Source organism: Alkalibaculum bacchi, assembly GCF_003317055.1.
GTDB lineage: Bacteria > Bacillota > Clostridia > Eubacteriales > Alkalibacteraceae > Alkalibaculum > Alkalibaculum bacchi.
Genome location: NZ_QNRX01000015.1, coordinates 1 through 18,138 on the forward strand (window position 1 = coordinate 1; position 18,138 = coordinate 18,138).

General features: G+C 35.2%; 22 protein-coding genes. 18 read left to right on the forward strand and 4 right to left on the reverse strand.

Annotated features, from left to right (window positions below; genetic code table 11):
* Window positions 1-149 precede the first annotated feature (149 nt).
* The 3 genes from DES36_RS14865 (at window position 150) to DES36_RS10825 (ending at window position 1,001) form a co-directional block, all read left to right on the forward strand.
* Window positions 150-341 (forward strand): hypothetical protein, encoded by a 192-nt coding sequence (locus DES36_RS14865; protein WP_148581869.1) that lies wholly within the window; start codon window positions 150-152, stop codon window positions 339-341.
* Window positions 342-399: 58 nt separating this feature from the next.
* Window positions 400-672, forward strand: coding sequence for a GNAT family N-acetyltransferase (locus DES36_RS10820; RefSeq protein ID WP_113921223.1), 273 nt, complete (start codon window positions 400-402; stop codon window positions 670-672).
* Window positions 673-806: 134 nt separating this feature from the next.
* Window positions 807-1,001 carry a YwbE family protein gene (locus DES36_RS10825; RefSeq protein WP_113921224.1) on the forward strand — a complete coding sequence of 65 codons (195 nt, stop codon included), beginning with the start codon at window positions 807-809 and terminating at the stop codon, window positions 999-1,001.
* 38 nt (window positions 1,002-1,039) lie between these two features.
* Here the strand turns inward: DES36_RS10825 and DES36_RS14870 are convergent, their stop codons facing one another.
* Window positions 1,040-1,177 carry a hypothetical protein gene (locus DES36_RS14870; protein ID WP_170128276.1) on the reverse strand — a complete coding sequence of 46 codons (138 nt, stop codon included), beginning with the start codon at window positions 1,175-1,177 and terminating at the stop codon, window positions 1,040-1,042.
* Between the two features lie 69 nt (window positions 1,178-1,246).
* Here DES36_RS14870 and DES36_RS10830 point away from each other — a divergent pair, with 69 nt between their 5' ends.
* The 12 genes from DES36_RS10830 to DES36_RS10885 all read left to right on the forward strand — a co-directional run bounded on the left by DES36_RS10830 (window position 1,247) and on the right by DES36_RS10885 (window position 12,305).
* Window positions 1,247-1,642: a ribosomal maturation YjgA family protein gene (locus DES36_RS10830; RefSeq protein WP_423230760.1), complete on the forward strand. Its 396-nt coding sequence runs from the start codon at window positions 1,247-1,249 to the stop codon at window positions 1,640-1,642.
* Between the two features lie 130 nt (window positions 1,643-1,772).
* The gene (locus tag DES36_RS10835; RefSeq protein WP_113921305.1) at window positions 1,773-2,996 is read left to right on the forward strand and encodes a putative DNA modification/repair radical SAM protein; all 1,224 of its coding nucleotides are present in this window, start codon (window positions 1,773-1,775) and stop codon (window positions 2,994-2,996) included.
* 270 nt (window positions 2,997-3,266) lie between these two features.
* Window positions 3,267-3,728 carry a cytochrome b5 domain-containing protein gene (locus tag DES36_RS10840; RefSeq protein WP_242981759.1) on the forward strand — a complete coding sequence of 154 codons (462 nt, stop codon included), beginning with the start codon at window positions 3,267-3,269 and terminating at the stop codon, window positions 3,726-3,728.
* A 61-nt stretch (window positions 3,729-3,789) separates the two neighbouring features.
* A complete protein-coding gene (locus DES36_RS10845) occupies window positions 3,790-4,623 on the forward strand; it encodes a hydrogenase small subunit (RefSeq protein ID WP_113921307.1) in 834 nt (277 codons plus the stop codon).
* 18 nt (window positions 4,624-4,641) lie between these two features.
* A complete protein-coding gene (locus DES36_RS10850) occupies window positions 4,642-6,048 on the forward strand; it encodes a nickel-dependent hydrogenase large subunit (RefSeq protein ID WP_113921226.1) in 1,407 nt (468 codons plus the stop codon).
* 1 nt (window position 6,049) lies between these two features.
* Complete coding sequence (locus DES36_RS10855) at window positions 6,050-6,502, forward strand: hydrogenase maturation protease (RefSeq protein WP_113921227.1); 453 nt, start codon at window positions 6,050-6,052, stop codon at window positions 6,500-6,502.
* A gap of 2 nt (window positions 6,503-6,504) precedes the next feature.
* The gene (locus DES36_RS10860; protein ID WP_113921228.1) at window positions 6,505-6,765 is read left to right on the forward strand and encodes a hypothetical protein; all 261 of its coding nucleotides are present in this window, start codon (window positions 6,505-6,507) and stop codon (window positions 6,763-6,765) included.
* The gene (gene hypF, locus DES36_RS10865; protein ID WP_242981760.1) at window positions 6,746-9,019 is read left to right on the forward strand and encodes a carbamoyltransferase HypF; all 2,274 of its coding nucleotides are present in this window, start codon (window positions 6,746-6,748) and stop codon (window positions 9,017-9,019) included. Before DES36_RS10860 ends, hypF begins: the two co-directional genes overlap by 20 nt.
* 1 nt (window position 9,020) lies before the next feature.
* Window positions 9,021-9,254, forward strand: coding sequence for a HypC/HybG/HupF family hydrogenase formation chaperone (locus DES36_RS10870; RefSeq protein WP_113921230.1), 234 nt, complete (start codon window positions 9,021-9,023; stop codon window positions 9,252-9,254).
* Window positions 9,247-10,314 (forward strand): hydrogenase formation protein HypD, encoded by a 1,068-nt coding sequence (gene hypD, locus DES36_RS10875; protein WP_113921231.1) that lies wholly within the window; start codon window positions 9,247-9,249, stop codon window positions 10,312-10,314. Before DES36_RS10870 ends, hypD begins: the two co-directional genes overlap by 8 nt.
* A gap of 4 nt (window positions 10,315-10,318) precedes the next feature.
* Window positions 10,319-11,323, forward strand: coding sequence for a hydrogenase expression/formation protein HypE (gene hypE, locus DES36_RS10880; protein ID WP_113921232.1), 1,005 nt, complete (start codon window positions 10,319-10,321; stop codon window positions 11,321-11,323).
* Window positions 11,324-11,429: 106 nt separating this feature from the next.
* The gene (locus DES36_RS10885; RefSeq protein WP_113921233.1) at window positions 11,430-12,305 is read left to right on the forward strand and encodes a MerR family transcriptional regulator; all 876 of its coding nucleotides are present in this window, start codon (window positions 11,430-11,432) and stop codon (window positions 12,303-12,305) included.
* A 61-nt stretch (window positions 12,306-12,366) separates the two neighbouring features.
* Here the strand turns inward: DES36_RS10885 and DES36_RS10890 are convergent, their stop codons facing one another.
* Together DES36_RS10890 and DES36_RS10895 are read right to left on the reverse strand one after the other, a co-directional pair.
* Window positions 12,367-12,639 (reverse strand): DUF1905 domain-containing protein, encoded by a 273-nt coding sequence (locus DES36_RS10890; protein WP_113921234.1) that lies wholly within the window; start codon window positions 12,637-12,639, stop codon window positions 12,367-12,369.
* Window positions 12,640-12,684: 45 nt separating this feature from the next.
* Window positions 12,685-13,629 carry a tRNA dihydrouridine synthase gene (locus DES36_RS10895; protein ID WP_113921235.1) on the reverse strand — a complete coding sequence of 315 codons (945 nt, stop codon included), beginning with the start codon at window positions 13,627-13,629 and terminating at the stop codon, window positions 12,685-12,687.
* Window positions 13,630-13,998: 369 nt separating this feature from the next.
* Here DES36_RS10895 and DES36_RS10900 point away from each other — a divergent pair, with 369 nt between their 5' ends.
* A complete protein-coding gene (locus tag DES36_RS10900; RefSeq protein ID WP_113921236.1) occupies window positions 13,999-14,691 on the forward strand; it encodes an aspartate/glutamate racemase family protein in 693 nt (230 codons plus the stop codon).
* A 65-nt stretch (window positions 14,692-14,756) separates the two neighbouring features.
* Window positions 14,757-15,110, forward strand: coding sequence for a TIGR04076 family protein (locus DES36_RS10905; RefSeq protein WP_113921237.1), 354 nt, complete (start codon window positions 14,757-14,759; stop codon window positions 15,108-15,110).
* Between the two features lie 267 nt (window positions 15,111-15,377).
* On the opposite strand, the gene DES36_RS10910 is transcribed toward DES36_RS10905, so the two are convergent.
* Window positions 15,378-15,941, reverse strand: coding sequence for a TetR/AcrR family transcriptional regulator (locus DES36_RS10910; protein WP_113921238.1), 564 nt, complete (start codon window positions 15,939-15,941; stop codon window positions 15,378-15,380).
* A 168-nt stretch (window positions 15,942-16,109) separates the two neighbouring features.
* Between DES36_RS10910 and DES36_RS10915 the strand changes: the two genes are divergently transcribed.
* Entirely contained in the window at window positions 16,110-17,975 is a 1,866-nt protein-coding gene (locus DES36_RS10915) for a heavy metal translocating P-type ATPase (protein ID WP_113921239.1), read from the forward strand.
* Window positions 17,976-18,138 lie beyond the last annotated feature (163 nt).

Genomic DNA, 18,138 nt, shown 5'->3' on the forward strand with positions numbered 1-18,138 from the left:
TTGAATATCACCAAAAACAAACAAAAATGGGTTCAAAATGTAATATTATCGTGTCCAAACGTGGCATAAAAAGCTTATTTTCACACAATCTGACGGTGACTTCCTGCGCCATTTTTTAGGATATAAAAGTTACCGTCCCAATATGCCATATGTGGAAAGTATATGTATATTTAATCAGAAAAGCTCAAGAGGCTGGAGAGATGAGCATTAAGATGGATCCGGAAAGCACTGTTGAGGCCATAATCTATTTAGTAAACGGCATTGGTATTACGTGGTATAATAAAATGGGTGATTTTGATTATGTTAATGAATGTAGGCGTATGATAGAATTTATACTATAGGAATATTATCTGTCTTTATATTGACATGCCAATGAGAATATAAAAAGAGGTGCGTAGATTGTTTACTATTAATAGAGGAACGAATAGATTTTACATTGGAAATTCAGAAAATTCACTAGCGGAGATGACTTATGTCAATGCAGGAAGTAAGATTATTATCATAGATAGTACAAAGGTTTCGGATAAATTAAGAGGGCAAGGCGTTGGAAAGATCCTTTTAAAGGAGGTGGTTAATTTAGCCAGGGAAGAACATAAGAAAATTACTCCACTCTGTCCATTTGCAAAAGCAGAGATGAATAAAAATGTAGAATATCAAGATTTAATATATTAGTATCTTAAGTATAACAGAAACCCTAAGGGTCTTGAAAATAAAGGCCTTTTTCATGGGCTAAAGTGTTACGTTAAGAAGAAATTACAGTATAACTATATACTATCAATAAAATATTTCTTAGGGGAGGTGAAGGATTGGATACATCCATTAGAAATAATATAAAAATCGGTGCAAAAGTCCAAGTAGTTCAAAAACAGGATCAACGCTCAGGAAAATTAACAGAAGGTACTGTAACAAAAATCCTAACCAAGTCACCAACCCACCCTCATGGAATTAAGGTTATGCTTGAAGGTGGCATTGTTGGTAGGGTAAAACTTGTGATTGATTGAGGTGACTGGGATCCATTTTTTCGCCTTTTTAATTCTCTTTAAGCTATTGAGTCAATAAAGTCTTCCTCTGCAATATCTGGCAAATCATAGATACATAAGGGATCAATATCTATACATTTGGTTGGATCATAATTTCCGTTAATATGCCCTACAGTGCATTTAGTTTTCCAAAACAACTCTTATAAAATATGATATATTGTAAGCAACTACATGGCGCATTTTTCAGGAGGAATCAATAAATTACTATGAGAAGAAATAGAATTATATATAGTTTAATGATCATCTTGGTTATGATTATGGGATTAAGTACAAGGCGATATACAAATTTACTTTCTCAGATTATAAGTGATTATGGGGGAGATGTATTATGGGCTTTAATGGTATTTCTAATGATGGGATTTTTATTCACTAAAATAAAAACGCTTAGTGTTGCTTTACTTTCAATTATATTCAGTTATTTAATAGAAATTAGTCAGCTATATCACGCCCCATGGATAGATGCAATAAGACAAACAACCTTAGGAGGGCTCGTCCTAGGATTTGGATTTTTGTGGAGTGATCTTCTTTGTTATTTAATAGGAATTATTATTGGAGTAAGTATTGAGTTGAGCTATAAGTATTTAAAATACCATCAAAGATAACTAATCACTTAAACTTAATGTAAAAGACGAACTCTTAAACTCTTAAACTATTGAAAATATCGAACACATGTTTGATTTTATGTTTCATTCTTGGTATAATTTTACTAGGTGATGGATTTTGGAAGAAATTATGAAAAAACTTAAGATTTTATCTGATGCTGCTAAATACGATGTTTCCTGTTCTTCTAGTGGTGTCGAAAGGCGTAATAGGGGTGAAGGTAGACTTGGCAATTCGAGATCTTTTGGAATATGCCATACGTGGTCTTCTGATGGAAGGTGTATTTCCTTACTAAAAATTCTTATGACCAATCGTTGTGTCTACGATTGTGTTTACTGTGTTAATAAAGCTACCAATGATGTAGAGAGGGCCTCCTTTATGCCTGAAGAAGTGGCCAAATTAACAATAGAATTTTATCGAAGAAATTATATTGAAGGTTTGTTTTTAAGCTCTGCCATTGAAAAGAGCTCTAATCAAACCATGGAAAACATTCACAAAATCTTACTACTCCTTAGAAAAAAATATCATTTTAATGGATACATTCATGTAAAGGCCATTCCAGGAGCAGATAAAGAACTTATTGAACAATGCGGATATCTTGCAGACCGAATGAGCGTAAATATTGAACTTCCTACAAAGGAATCCTTGGGAAAATTAGCACCACAAAAGAAACACTCCTCTATTATTGCGCCAATGAAGGAGATTCGAAATCGGCTTTTGCTTTCTCAAGATGAGAAGAAAGCTTTAGTCCATTATAAGAGATTTGTTCCTGCAGGTCAGTCCACTCAAATGATTATTGGCGCTACAGAGGATACGGATTATAAAATTCTTACCTGTGCTGAATATCTTTACAATAAATACAATATGAAGCGAGTGTATTACTCAGCATATGTACCTGTGAATAGCCATTCTACATTGCCTTCTATACAAACGACTCCACCCCTTTTAAGAGAGCATAGACTATACCAAGCAGATTGGCTCCTACGGTTTTATAACTTTACATCAGAAGATATCTTTATTGGAGGAAGTCAATCCATTAGCACAAAATTTGACCCTAAGATGAACTGGGCTTTAAACAATCTTCATCTCTTTCCTATAGAAATTAACCAAGCTCCTCTAGAGCTTTTGATTCGAATCCCTGGAGTAGGTCATACCTCAGCTAGAAGAATCATTAAGGAGAGAAAAGTCGCTTTTCTTAATTATGAGGCCCTGTGCAAAACCGGCTGTGTAATAAAAAGAGCTAAATATTTTGTTACCTGTAAGGGGAAATATTATGGGGAGAATATGGACATCGATTTTATTAAACGAAAATACCTTAATGAGCAAAAATACGAACAGTTAAGTTTTTTTGGATAGGGAAGGGTGGTATAAGTGCATTCTCTTCCACATTAAAAACCACTGGTTAATGAAGTGCACCCCAAATGTTAGACAAACAAACTAATATTTGGAGGTGTACTCCAATTTGACCAGTGGTTTTTAATATTCAGACATATCAGGTAGGATAGCATACCGATTTCGATAGAATTGGATTGCCGCTATTCCAATCAGCAGAAACGTTTTTCGATTTCTTTAATAAAAATGGTTCACTGGCATATAATTTAAGGAATTGAATATTAGGAGGGTTAAATGAACGAATATAGTCACTACTACTCAGTATTATCGTCAATATATCAAAATATAGAATATTTCAAATATATGATTACATGTAGTAGAAACCTGTATCAAAGGACATTTTATGAAAACCAACTATATAAAGAAAGAATGCGTCTTAATTATTGGAAGAACCAGTACTATTATATACACAATGAAGAAAAGAATTTTAATCAAAAAACACAGCAAAATCAGCTTATGGAAGAAAGAGTATTTACACTTGAAGAACTATCACAGTATGATGGGTCAAATGGAAAACTTGCCTATGTAGCTGTAAATGGAATCGTATATGATGTGAGTTTAGAAGCCACCTGGGGAGGTGGAACCCACTTTAGATTGTATGCAGGGCAGGACTTAAGTGAGCAATTTAATGGATGCCATGGTGGCAACCTTGAGGTACTGAGAAATTTGCCTCGAGTAGGTGTCCTGCAGTCTTAGAAGGGGAGGTGATCGTTTGAATAAAAGATCTTCTAAATGCCCGATTGCAGATTTAAAAGATATGACTGCTAAAAAAGTTACTAGCCTAGCAATAGAGGAAGTTAAGCGTGTAGGGTGTAAAAAGATAAGTTTGATTTGGTTGGAAGCTACTGGATGCTCTGGGAATATTATCTCCCTCTTAAATGCAGAGAACCCAGATGTAATTTATTTGCTACAAGAAATGGTTGATTTAAAATACAATAATAGCCTCATGGCTCAAGAAGGTGAAGCAGCATACATTCAGTTTTTAGAGACTTTAGAAACAGAGTTCATCCTAGTAGTTGAGGGTGCTGTTTCTACTAAGGATAATGGCCTTTACACGATTATTGCGAATTATCAAGGGAGAAGAATAACTGCCATGGAAGCTGTTAGAATAGCAGGCGAAAAAGCAAAATATGTTATAGCAGTGGGGACATGTGCCTCTTACGGAGGGCCGTCTGCCGCTAAGCCAAACCCATCCATGAGCGTAAGCGTCAGTGAATTTATAGATAGAGAAATCATTAGGGTACCGGGGTGTCCTAGCCATCCCGATTGGGCTATTGGAACGATAGCCAGTATTTTGGCCTTTGGCAAACCTAGACTAGATGCGAAAAATAGACCCATTATCTTTTATGGTATAACCATTCACGATAGATGTACAAGGAGATCTTATTTTGAGAGAGAGATCTTTGCAACTAAATTAGGAGACCCTGAGTGCATGTTCAAACTAGGTTGTAGAGGGCCTATAACGAGAACAGATTGCCCTGTAAGGCAATGGAATGGTTATGTTAATTGGCCTATTGAGGATAATACCCCTTGTATCGGTTGTGCCCATGAACGTTTTCCAGATGGGATGGAACCTTTTGTAAGGTATTAAGTATTTTTGGAGGAAACTATGGGAAGTAAAATAACAATCAATCCAATTACTCGAATAAGTGGATTTCTTGAGATACAAGTACAAGTAGAGAACAACAAAATTGTCGATGCGAAAAGCAGTGGTATGCTTTTTAGGGGATTTGAAAAAATGCTACAAGGTAGACCTCCTTTAGATGCTATATATTTTACAGAAAGAATTTGTGGAATCTGTTCTACAGCACACTCAATGGCCTCATCAATAGCATTAGAAGATATATTACAGATTAGACCAAATGAAAACGATAAAATGATAAGAGACTTTATGCACGGATGTGAATTTTTACAGAATCATTTAAGGCATTTTTATCAATATACTTTGCCTGATTTTGTTAAGGGCCCAGAAATCCAACCCTTATATGGGGCAACTCATAATGATTATAGATTACCTGAAAATGTAAATAGAGAATTATCTAAGGATTACCTTCAATCCATTGAATATAGCCGTCTAGCTCATGAGATGTTAGCTGTCCTAGGAGGCAAAGCACCTCACAACCATGGAATATTTGTAGGTGGAGTGACGACCAATCTAGATGCTTCGAAGTTCATAAAAATTAAATCGATCTTAAAACGTATTAAAAAGTTTGTGGGAAGTAGAATGATTTCTGATCTATACACTATTTGCGAATACTATCCAGACTATTTCCATAATGGAAAAGGCTATGAAAACCTCATGTCCTATGGTGTATTTGATACTTATTCAGAGGAACTCTTCTACGTAGGACCTAAGATATCCATTGATGGGGAGAAAAAAGAATTTGAACCTAATGAAATAACAGAAAATATTTACCGAGCGTGGTACAAGTCAAATAGGGTAGAACAAATGCCATTTGATCCAACAGTAGACGAAGATGCATATAAAGAAGAGGCGTATAGCTGGATTAAAGCGCCAAGGTATAAGGGTCGTCCTATGGAAGTGGGGCCATTGGCTAGAATGGTTTTAAGTGGTGAATATACTAAAGGTATATCTACAATGGATAGAATTATTGCTAGAGTCTTAGAAGCTAAAAAAATTATAGAAATTATGGAAGGTTTGCTAGGGAGAATAAGTTTGAATCCTGCGCAGCAGGAAAGGTATGTGTTTCCTCAAAAGGCTGGAGGCAAAGGACTAATTGATACTACAAGAGGAGGATTAGGACACTGGGTATCTATTGAAGATGGTGGCATTAAGAATTACGGCATTATTACTCCTACTACATGGAATCTTTCCCCAGGAGATTCTAATGGAAATAAAGGAGTTGTGGAAAAGGCCTTAATCGGCACAATCATTAAAGATATAAAAAACCCAGTAGAAATCGGCAGGATAGTTCGATCCTTCGATCCATGTGTCTCCTGCGCTACCCATGTATTTGGCCATGGCACTTCTCGTGTTGAAATTAGAGTTGTTTAAAATGAAGGTGAAATGTATTGCTATAGGCAATAGGATAATGGGTGATGACAGCATAGGTAGTAAGGTTTTAGAGCAGCTTTCATCAGAATTAGAAAAAGAAGAAATAAAAGTGATCTTTGCAGAAACAGATACCAATTACGCTTTAAGTAAAATTGATGATGGAGATTTGCTGCTCATCTTTGACTCAACATATTTTAATATAACTCCTGGCACAGTTACTTTTACGCCTATTGAAGAAGCATTGACAAGAGAACTTTGTCCTATATATTCCCAGCATGAACCCAATTTAATCACTTTATTAAAAAATTATAAAAAATCCGTTAGGGGCTATATTGTAGGAATTGAAGTAGAAAAAATATACTTTAGTTTAGTGCTCAGCGAGAGCTTAGAGGAGAAGTTTATAGACATATGTAAAGAAATACGCCAATTTATTTATGATGTAAGGAGGCAGTAAAGATGCACGATACTTTTTTATTACAAAAGATTTCCGACTCATTAAGAGAAATTTGTAGTAAAAACAAAATAAAGACTATTGAAGGGTTTACTTTAATCGTAAATCACAATAGCCATATAAATGAAGAAAACTTACTAGAGCATTTAAGGCTCTATAATTCAGATATCACAGGAAGAGAAATTATTATTAAAATATATAGAGAAGATATAGGCGGTCAGAGTGCAATTATCAAGAGTATTCAAGGTGAGACCTTTGAAGTGTAGAGGTCAATCCTCAAAAAGAAGATATGTTCTTGAGATTCAAGGTCTGGTCCAAGGGATAGGGTATAGGCCTTATGTATATAAACAGGGGATAAAGTTTCGCATAAATGGCTGGGTGAGCAATCGAGGAAGTGCTTTAGTGGCAGATATAGAAGGCGAATGTGCCGATATAAAGACGTTTTTGAAAAAAATCATAAAAGAGCCTCCTAAACTTGCTTATATTCAAAAGGTAAAAGTAATTCCTAAAAAGATAAAGGGATATGAAGAGTTTAAGATTATAAAAAGTTCCTCAGGTGAAAACGAAGTAAAGTTTATTGCTCACGATGTTGCTACATGTGCTGAGTGCCTTAGTGATATTCTAAACCCTTCTAGCCCTAGATATGGCTATGCATTTACAAACTGCACATCCTGTGGACCGCGTTATTCCATCGTAAAGGAATTACCCTACGATAGAATCAATACGACCATGAAGTCTTTTGAAATGTGTCCAGATTGCGAAAGAGAATACAACGACCCGAACAATAGAAGATTCCACGCTCAACCTAATTGTTGCCCTAAATGTGGACCTTCTTTACGGTTAGTAGATTCAAAGGGGAAGGATTTATTAAGTGACAATCCAATTAAAGATTGCGTTTGTTTTATTAATAAGGGAAAAATTGCGGCCATTAAAGGATTAGGAGGATTTCACTTGGCTTGCCAAGCAGAGAATATAGAAGCGATAGAACTACTGAGAAAGCGAAAAAATCGACCTCACAAACCTTTTGCCATTATGGTAAAGGATATAGAGATGGCAAAAAAATTAGCTCATATGACGAAAGAAGAAGAGCAGGTATTATTAAGCAATAAAAGGCCGATTCTCCTTCTAAATAAAAGAGAGCCTAGTCTATTACCAGAGAACATCGCACCAAATACGAAAAAAATAGGGATTATGCTTCCGTACACCCCCTTGCATTGTTTATTATTTAAAGAAGGGATTTCTTCTCTTGTCATGACTAGCGGAAATATCAGTGGAGGTCCAATTCAATACGAAAATGACAAAGCCATAAACTCCTTAAGAAATATTGCAGATTTGTTTTTGATTCACAATCGCAGAATCAATATTCCTGTGGAAGACTCAGTAGTAAAGGTGATGGACCATAAGGAAATGATCATAAGAGGGGCTAGAAGCTATACACCTTATATTATTAATATGAAAATAAATCATGAAATACTAGCTGCTGGTGCAGAGCAGAAAAACACCTTTTGCCTTTCAAAAAATGGCTATGGGTATATGAGTCAATATTTAGGCGACTTAAAGGAGCTTAACGCCTATAGCACCTACGAAAAAGCAATAAATAACTTAGAAAGAATACTAGAGTTTACGCCAGATATGGTGGCCTTTGATTTACAATCGCAAATTCATTCTAAATATCCATGGACTAAAAAAGTTTATATACAACATCATCACGCTCATATGGTCAGCTGCATGGTTGAGCATAAGCTGTTTGGGCCGGTTATTGGAGTGATCTTCGATGGGACAGGTTTAGGCACAGATGAATCCATTTGGGGTGGAGAGTTTTTTGTTGGGACGAGGGACTATTTTGAACGGGTAGGCCATCTTAAATACATAACCATTCAAGGGGGAGAACAGGCAATACGAGAACCATGGAGAGTTGCCCTAAGCTATTTACATTGCATCAATTACGATAAAAATCAAGTATTAAAAGGAATTGATGAAGAAGCCATAAATTTGGTCACACAAGCTTTAGAAAGACAAGTCAATTGTTTTAAGACGTCTAGCATGGGGAGATTTTTTGATGGCGTGTCCTCTTTGCTCAACATACGACATCATATTACTTACGATGCTCAGGGAGCTATTGAATTACAAAATATATTAGACGCCTCTATTAAAGAAGGCTATGAGTACTCCATTATAGAAAAAGATAATACATATCAAATGGATTATGAAAGCATTCTATTAGGCATCTTAAAAGATATTGAAGAGAAGGTACCTAATAGCGTGATTTCGGCTAAATTTCATAATGCAATTACCAATGCTACGGTGGAATTAGTTTGTAAAATAAGCAAAGAGTATCGCATAAAACAAGTCGTCCTAAGTGGAGGCGTTTTCCAAAATGATTATTTATTATTAGATTGTTTAAGGAAATTGAAGGAATGTGGTTTTGTAGTTTATTACAATCAGCAGATTCCAATTAATGACAGTGGCATTTCAGTGGGGCAATTGGCTATAGCTGATGCAGTAGGAGGGAAGAGTTAAAATGTGTTTAGCAGTTCCAGGACAAATCACCCATATTTCGAGTGCACTGGCAACAGTAAATATTTTAGATATAGAGATAGTGGTCAATATTCAATTAATTGAAGAGCCAAAGCTGGGAGATTATGTATTAGTCCATGCAGGTTGTGCAATTGAAAAATTGGATCGAGAGTATTTTGATGATTTATCGAGTATGTTTAAGTGCATTTTACATGAGGATGAAAGTAAAGATGAGTAGAGTGCTAATAAAACGACTAATTGAAGAAATCAATACTATGACTCATAAAGAAATGAAAATTATGGAGGTATGCGGCACCCATACTCAAATGATTTCTAAATTAGGAATTAGGTCTGTATTGTCTCCTAAAATAAAACTACTTTCTGGACCTGGGTGCCCTATATGTGTAACTCATGAAGAAGATATTGATACAGCAATTGAATTGTTAAATCATAATGATATTACTATTGCTACCTTTGGTGATTTGTTACGGGTAAAGGGGACAAAGAGTTGTTTGCTTGATGAAAAGAGCAAGGGAAAGGATGTAATCATCATCACTTCCCCCTTAGCTTTGATTCAAATGGCAGAGGACAATAAAGAGAAAAAAATTGTATTTCTTGGAGTTGGATTTGAGACTACAGCGCCGATTATCGCTTTGACCATAAAAACTGCTTTTGAAAAAGGCCTAGATAATTTATTTTTTCTTTCATCCATAAAGCTCATGAGTCCAATCTTGCACTACATGTTCAAACAGCCAAATAATCAAATACAGGGGTTGATTTGCCCAGGGCATGTAGCTTCTATAAAAGGTGCAAATTACTTTACATTTATTGTAGATGATTACCATATTCCAGCAGGAGTATGTGGATTTGAAGCTCTGGATATTCTGGGAGGTATTCATCATTTAGTAAAACAGATTAGTGAAAACGAAAAAATAGAGTTCAAGAATTTATATAAAAGATGTGTAAGACCTAAGGGCAATCCTACTGCTAATCAAATTATGAAAGAGGTATTTCAAGTTTCTCAAGGAGAGTGGAGGGGGATTGGAAAGGTAGAGGGCTCATCCTTAATAATAAATAAAAAATATGAGCGATTGGATGCAGTAAAGTATTTTGACGTAAAGATTAAAAGGCTAAAACAAGTGACAAAATGCGCATGTAGCGATATTTTGCTGGGAAAAAAAGTTCCAAAGGAGTGTCCACTTTTTAATAGAGGGTGTAGCCCTCTACACCCTCAAGGGCCATGTATGATATCTACAGAAGGAGCTTGTGCTATTGCTTACCAGTATAAGGAGGAATGATAGAATGGATAATTATATTAAATTGATACATGGCAATGGCGGTAAGGATACAAATCATCTCATTGAAGAAATCTTCTATAAGCATTTTAATAATGAGCTATTAGTAAACTCTTTAGATTCCTCTGTGTTTAAAGTGAGTCAAGGAAAAATGGCTTTTACCACGGATTCTTTTGTAGTAAAGCCTTTATTTTTTTCAGGAGGAAACATTGGTAAATTGGCCGTTTGTGGAACGATTAATGATTTAGTGGTATCTGGAGCTAGGCCACTTTATCTCAGTTGTGGTTTTATTATTGAAGAAGGATTTCCTATGAATCTACTTGAAAAGATTGTTCATACAATGGGGAAGATATGTAAAGAAACAGGGGTAAAAATTGTAACAGGAGACACTAAAGTGGTAGAAAAGGGAGCAGTTGATGGATTGTTTATCAATACTTCAGGAATTGGCATAATTAATAGAGGGTATGAGCCAAAGCCTATTAAAAAAGGAGATAACATTATTGTCACTGGGGGTATAGCTGAGCATGGTACGACTATAGCTATAGAACGGTATAAAATGAAAGTAAAAGGCAATCTAAAAAGTGATTGTATGCCATTGACTAAAGTAATGGATAAACTTGAAAAGCATATAAGTAGTGTTAAATTGATGAAAGACCCGACAAGAGGAGGACTGGCGACAGCTTTAAATGAAATCGCACAATTTGCTGAAATGGATATCCATTTATTAGAGGAACAGATACCCATAAAAAAAGAAATGGTTTCCGTGAATCAACTTATCGGACTAGACCCCCTTTACTTAGCCTGCGAAGGTCGTATGATTCTAGTGGTTGATCAAAATGAAGGACAAAATATAGTAAAAGAAATTAGAAAATGTGAAGGCTGTGAAGATGCAAAAATAATTGGAAGTTTGGTGAATATTGGAAGTGCACCTACCGTATTTATTGAGACATTTATAGGAGGGAAAAGGATACTAGGGCCTTTAGAAGGAGCTATGTTGCCGAGGATTTGTTGAAGTATGAAATATTGGTTTATCACACTCTAATGTCATTTAATATTGGGTACAAAACTCTTGACTATCACCTTGGGGGTTAGCTTATACTTTAAGAGAGGTGATAAATATGTTGATTAATGAAGTAACCCAAATTACAGGACTGACAAAAAAAGCAATTGAGTATTATATAGAACGAAAATTAATATTTCCATCTATTTCAGAAAACGGGTACAGAGATTTTGCTGATAGTCAGGTGGAACAATTAAACAAGATTTTTGTTCTTAGAAAGCTTGGTATCAGTACGGAAGATATTAAACAGCTACTAGAAGATGAATCAAGAAAAAATTTTCAAGATATTATTATAAAAAAAGAACTAGATATACAAAGAGAACAAGGAAAGAAATCAATACTGGATAAATTAGCAAGCGGTAAGGGTTATTCTGAAATAAGTGCAGAATTGCAGATGATAGAAAATAGTAAAACAATTACCGAAAAGCTATTGGATGCATTCCCGGGATATTACGGTAGATTTGTTTGTTTGCATTTTGCTCGCTTCTTAAATGAGCCTATTAAAACGAATAGCCAGCAATTAGCTTATAAAAAAGTAATTTCATTCTTGGATAATGCCCCCTCACTTAAATTGCCAGAGGATTTGCAGGAATATTTAATTGATAACACTAAGGACATTAGTACGTTGCAAATAACAGAGATGATTGAAAATACAAAAAAATCTATTGAAAACCCAGATGAATTTCTGTCAAATAATAAGGAGATGTTAGAACAATATTTGGCTTATAAACAATCGGATGCATATAAAAAATCACCTGCACGCAAAATTATTTTATTAATGAAAGAGTTTAACAGAGCAAGCGGATATAATGATATATTCATCCCAGCTTTAAAAGAGTTAAGTCCATCATATGCTGAGTATTATAAACAGTTGGAAATAGCAAACGAGAAACTACTTGCTCAATATCCTGACATTAAAGAATTAAGTGATTAAAGAGTATTAGAGCAATAGGGAAGCATTTTGTTTGATTGTCTTAATTATTGAATTCAACAACTTAAGAGATTCTTTCTTGAATAGTAACATGAACAGTATCTCCAGCTTGCTTTCCAATCTTGGCTCTAATATCCTTACGTATGCCTATAATATGGCAAGGTGTTTTCATTCGTACTAAACTGCCGTCATAAGGTTCGCCGTCAAAGGTAGCGTGCACTTTAACCCTTCCTTTGCCAAATTCTTCTCGAACATCATAGGGAAACTCTATATATGCACCATCAATATCAGGCACTTTTAATATTATAGCATCAAATTCATAGATTTTTTGACTCATATTTACCTCCTAATTTGAAATTAAATGGTAATATCATTAAACTCATTACCTATCCTCTGAAATTTCCTGCTCTGCAAATAAACTAGTAATTACTTCATCGTAATCTGTTAATCTCTGTGCTTTTTTTATTTTCTTTGCGTATTTTGAATGATTTGTAAAACTTTCAATCATATAATACCATACTTCTTTCATTTTAAATAACACGTTTTTATCACCAAAGAGAATGTTTTGATAGTCCTCATACAATCTGTGATGGAAGTCTTTAAGTAAATTCTTATCTAATTTCGTATTGGTTTTAATGCCCATAGCTAATCCAGGGTTGTATATGAGACCTCTACCAATCATTACCGTATTGATATCAGGAAAATCAGAACAAAAGGCTTCATATTCTTTAGCAGCAAAAAGATCGCCATTATAGCAAACAGGATTTTTACTTAAAGTTAGGGCGTCTTTAAAGATGGCTAAATTAGGCTTATTTTTATAAAAGTCTAATTGAATTCTTGGGTGAATAATCAGTTCTTCAAGGGGATATTTATTGTATATTTCAATTAACTCGTAAAACTCATGAGGGGAGTCTTTCCCAATTCTGGTTTTAATAGATATCTTTATACTCAAATGAGTGAAAATTTCCTCTAAAAACGTGTCTAGTTCCTTAGGCTTACTCAAAAAACCCGCCCCTCTACCTTTTGAAACTACAGTACCAGAAGGACATCCGAGATTTAAGTTGACCTCATCATATCCAAACGTCTGTACCTTTTTAGTCATATGAATGAAATCATTGGCATTATTAGTCAGCAATTGAGGGACTAATACAATATCTTTATTATTTTCTGGAATAATATCATTTAATTCCTTTGTTTTAAGACGTGCACTTTGATTAGCTATAATAAAAGGTGAAAAATATTTATCAATATGATTAAAATATGCTTTATGGGCATTTCTATAAACATATCCAGTCAATCCTTCCATTGGTGCAAAGTAAAAATTCATATTGAATAGCTCCTTTAAATGAGTTTACTCAATTATATCTTTCCCTGTTTATACCTGCAAGTTCTCAAATGAATTAAAAGAAACCGCTTCTTAAAAATCGTACTCATTATAACCTACTATTCGTCGTTAGAAATTTTTAGGCTGTGCTTGGATTGGTTGGCCAACATTAGTACCAATGATTGTAATAGAACGATGTAATTGCTTGAAGTAATATGCAAGAGTTATTATAATAATATTTTAATTTATTATTAAATATATGATAAGATAAAAATAGCGAAAAATTGAGAAGTGACCTCTGGAGAAACGATTATTTTTGATCTTAATCTATCATAACGTGATAGAACGATAAAAAAGCTAAGGGGGAAGAAAATGAAAAAAATGGGATTAATAGGTGGAATGAGTTGGGAGTCTTCACTTGAATACTATAGGATAATCAATGAATCAGTGAAATCAAAACTAGGAGGTTGCCATTCTGCCAACTGCCTATTGTATTCTTTTGATTTCCATGAAATTGAAGAATTGCAGCATAAAGGGGAATGGGAAAAACTCAAAAACCTAATGGTAAATGAAGTAGAGAATCTGAAAAGGGCAGGTGCTGAATTTATCGTCATCTGCACAAATACAATGCACTTGATGGCACCTGATATCGAGGATAATACCGGGTTGAAGGTAGTTCATATTGCAGATGCAACAAGTGACGAGATTATCAAAAGAAACGTGGAAAAAGTTTTATTGCTAGGCACAAAATTTACCATGGAAGGTTCATTTTACAGAGAAAGACTAGAGAAAAATGGAATCGAAGTTGTAATTCCTAGTGAGTTAGATCGACAGATTATACACGATATTATATATGATGAATTGATCCTAGGGATATTGAGGCCAGAAAGCAAACAGAGCTATATTGATATAATAAATAAAGCCATAGGAGAGCATGTAACAGGTGTAGTTCTCGGTTGTACAGAGATTCCATTGCTTATTAATGATAATGATGTAGCTATTGAAGTATTTAATACCACTGAAATTCATTCTAGAGCAGCTGTGGATTTTGCTATCAGTAATTAACAAAAGGCAATAATGGCAGTTTGCCCAAAACGAAGTTATAGATAAATTTGATTTGGAGGTTAATCATGAAAAAATGGTATGATGAGGAGTACGAATTTGAAATTGAGGTAATAGGGTTTCTTGGCAGTGACCACACAGAGAGGTATTGCCGAAATGGCGAAGAAATCGGAGATAAGTATACCTGCACCTATGGTTGTCCTGTAAATACGGTTGGACAAGGTATTTGCTCCAAAGTAATGATGATTATGTTCCCAATCATGGAGGCAGTTAGAAGTGGCGGAGATTTGGTTAACGTCGGTGGTAATGGAAAGTATAGCAAGGACATTGTATGCCCAGATGGTTGCGTTATATTCAGACTGACGGCAAAAAAACTTGGAAATGTAAATTTTTATAAGGGGAAGTTTTTTGAATCGTTTTGATTTTTATTATGTTTAGTCTGAGGGACTTAAGTTTAAAATGTTACTTACAAAGGGTCCGATCCATAGCACTCTGATATGCTTCCTCTTGTAGTAGATAGTTTAAATAATAAAATTATTTACTACAAGGAGGAGTATGTTTTTATATTTAGAAACAAAAAAGCATTAATTTCAATACCTTTTCCATTGTGTATAATCAATTTTAAGACTTCTTCTAGTTAATCTTTATAGTCTAGGAGATTGATCTTAACATGTTGAAAAGAAGAGTACCTATTTATTTGTAATTCTATTAGCATAGCTAATCTCAATATAATAACCAACTGTTTCTTCAGGTGTGTATTCTGAACTTTTATCAATCCACCATTTTACTGTCTCTGCAAAGCTACCTACGAGATGATTTAATAGAAAATCAGCCGGGGCATTCACCCTTATTTCGCTGAGGTATTTTGAGAACATTTCCGTAAGGTAATCTTTAAAATAATTCATAAAGAGTTCGCTGCTTTCGCAGGATAAAATACCAGCAATGTTTGTTTTGCTATCTATTAAATGATGCAAGATATGTGTAAGCTTTGCTTCAAGACCGTTGTTTCCACCAGAAAAGTCATGTGTTTTTTCAGACATGAGTTCATCTGAAAATACATGACTAAAGATATCCGTGCAAAGTGCTTTAAGCAGCTCGTCCTTTGTTTCAAAATGAGCATAAAAAGTGCTTCTACCAATATTCGCTTCATCAATGATTTCCTGTACGGTTATATTGTTATACCGCTTTTTTTCAAGAAGTGTACTCAATGCCTTGAAAATTGCGTCTCTTGTTCTCTGTTGTCTTCTATCCATAATAATCCCTCTTGTACAAATATAAAATAATGTTCAGTAACTTACAAAATGAACATTTTGATTATTGTAGATGGCATTAAATAGCCATATAATAATAATGAACAATATGTATGGTAACATATAAATTGTACTATTGTTTTACCAATAATGCAAAGGAGATTTTTTATAATGAAAAAATTAAACGATTTTTTAACGGGACTACTTATGACCATAGTAGGTGGCGTGTTTCTGGTTGCAAGCCTGATTCTTATGTTAATGAAAATAGAAGCTCCCGTTGACCCAGCTTGGGTCTCCGTTGTGATCTGTGGGATACCACTTTTATATCTGGCCATATGGAGAATTATCTACAACAAAGGCATGAGCAAGATATCTTCTGCGCTTTTGATTTCCATAGCTATGATTGCCGCCGTTGCCATTGGTGATGTCTTTGCTGCAGGTGAAGTCGCATTTATTATGGCCATTGGAGCGATCTTGGAGGAAAAAACCGCTGAAAGATCCAAAAAGGGCCTAAAGAAACTCATCAGCCTTGCTCCCCAACAAGGGCGTCGGATTGATAATGGGAAAGAACAAATGATTAATGTAAATGAAATTAAAGTGGGATATATTCTGAGAGTTCTTCCTGGAGAAATTATTCCAGTTGATGGAACAATCATAAGTGGAAATACATCGGTTGATCAGGCAATTATGACAGGCGAGTCACTGCCTGTAGATAAGGAAGCTGGTGATAATGTTTTCTGTGGCACGATTAACCGTTTTGGAGCAATCGATATAGAAGCAACTAATGTTGGTGAAGATAGTTCCTTACAAAAGCTGATCCAAATGGTTCAGGATGCAGAAAACAAACAAGCTCCCATTCAGCGCATTGCAGACAAATGGGCAACTTGGCTTGTGCCAGTAGCATTATTGATTGCCATTGTAACGTATATTGTTACGCAGGACATAGTCCGTAGTGTTACAATACTGGTTGTGTTTTGCCCTTGTGCTTTAGTTCTAGCTACGCCTACTGCCATTATGGCCGCTATTGGTCAGGCCACCAAGCATGGTATTATCATCAAATCCGGTGAGGCACTGGAGAATATGGGGAAAGTAGATACAATAACTTTTGATAAGACCGGTACTCTTACATTTGGAAAGCTGAAAGTTAGTGATATTTTATGTTTCAAATCGGATATGAAAGAGAATAATTTACTTTCTTTGGTAGCTTCAGCAGAGACTCGTAGCGAACACCCTTTAGGGAAGGCAATAGTTACATATGCCAGGGAGAAAAACATCACTTTGATGGATGCAGAAGAATTTCGTATGGAGGCTGGCAAAGGAATTTATGCTAACGTGTGCGGTAAAAATATTTTCTGTGGTAGTGAGAAATATTTGAAGGAAAATGGAATTGAGATTGTGCAACAGGTTAGTGATACTCTAAATAAGCTTCGTAATGAAGGTAAGGCTTCCGTTTTAGCCGCTATAGACGGGCTCTGCGTGGGTATAATTGGTCTCTCCGATGTATTACGTACGACGGCTAATGAGATGGTCGCTGAGTTGAATGGTATGGGTACACAGACTATGCTTCTTACTGGTGACAACCGCAGGACCGCGGATTATTTTGCAAAACAAGTAGGCATTACTTCTGTGCGAGCAGAATTACTACCAGAGGAGAAGGTGCAGAACATAGTACAATTGCAACAGGCCAGTAAATTTGTGTGTATGATCGGAGACGGTGTAAATGATGCTCCTGCCCTCAAGACGGCATCTGTAGGTATAGCGATGGGGGCCATGGGTAGTGATATCGCCGTTGATGCTGCTGATATTGCCTTAATGAGCGATGACATATCTAAAATTCCGTATCTGAAACGACTTTCTAATGCCACAGTTCGAACCATAAAATTTAGTATCTCCTTGTCTCTATTTATCAATTTTGTGGCAATTTTAATGTCATTTATGGGATGGTTGACTCCTACAACAGGTGCTTTGGTTCATAATGGGGGCTCGATATTTGTTGTACTGATTGCAGCATTACTATATGATAGGAAATTTGATTAAAATAAAACAGAATTAAGACAAGACTTTCGGCTCAAAAAAATCGTTCCTTTATATAACTTCATATCTACTGATATAACTATAATGTTCAAAAACAAAATTGGCCAGATTGAGTTCAATTAAATACCGAATTCAATCTAGCCAAGCTTCATAATAAAACTCTAAC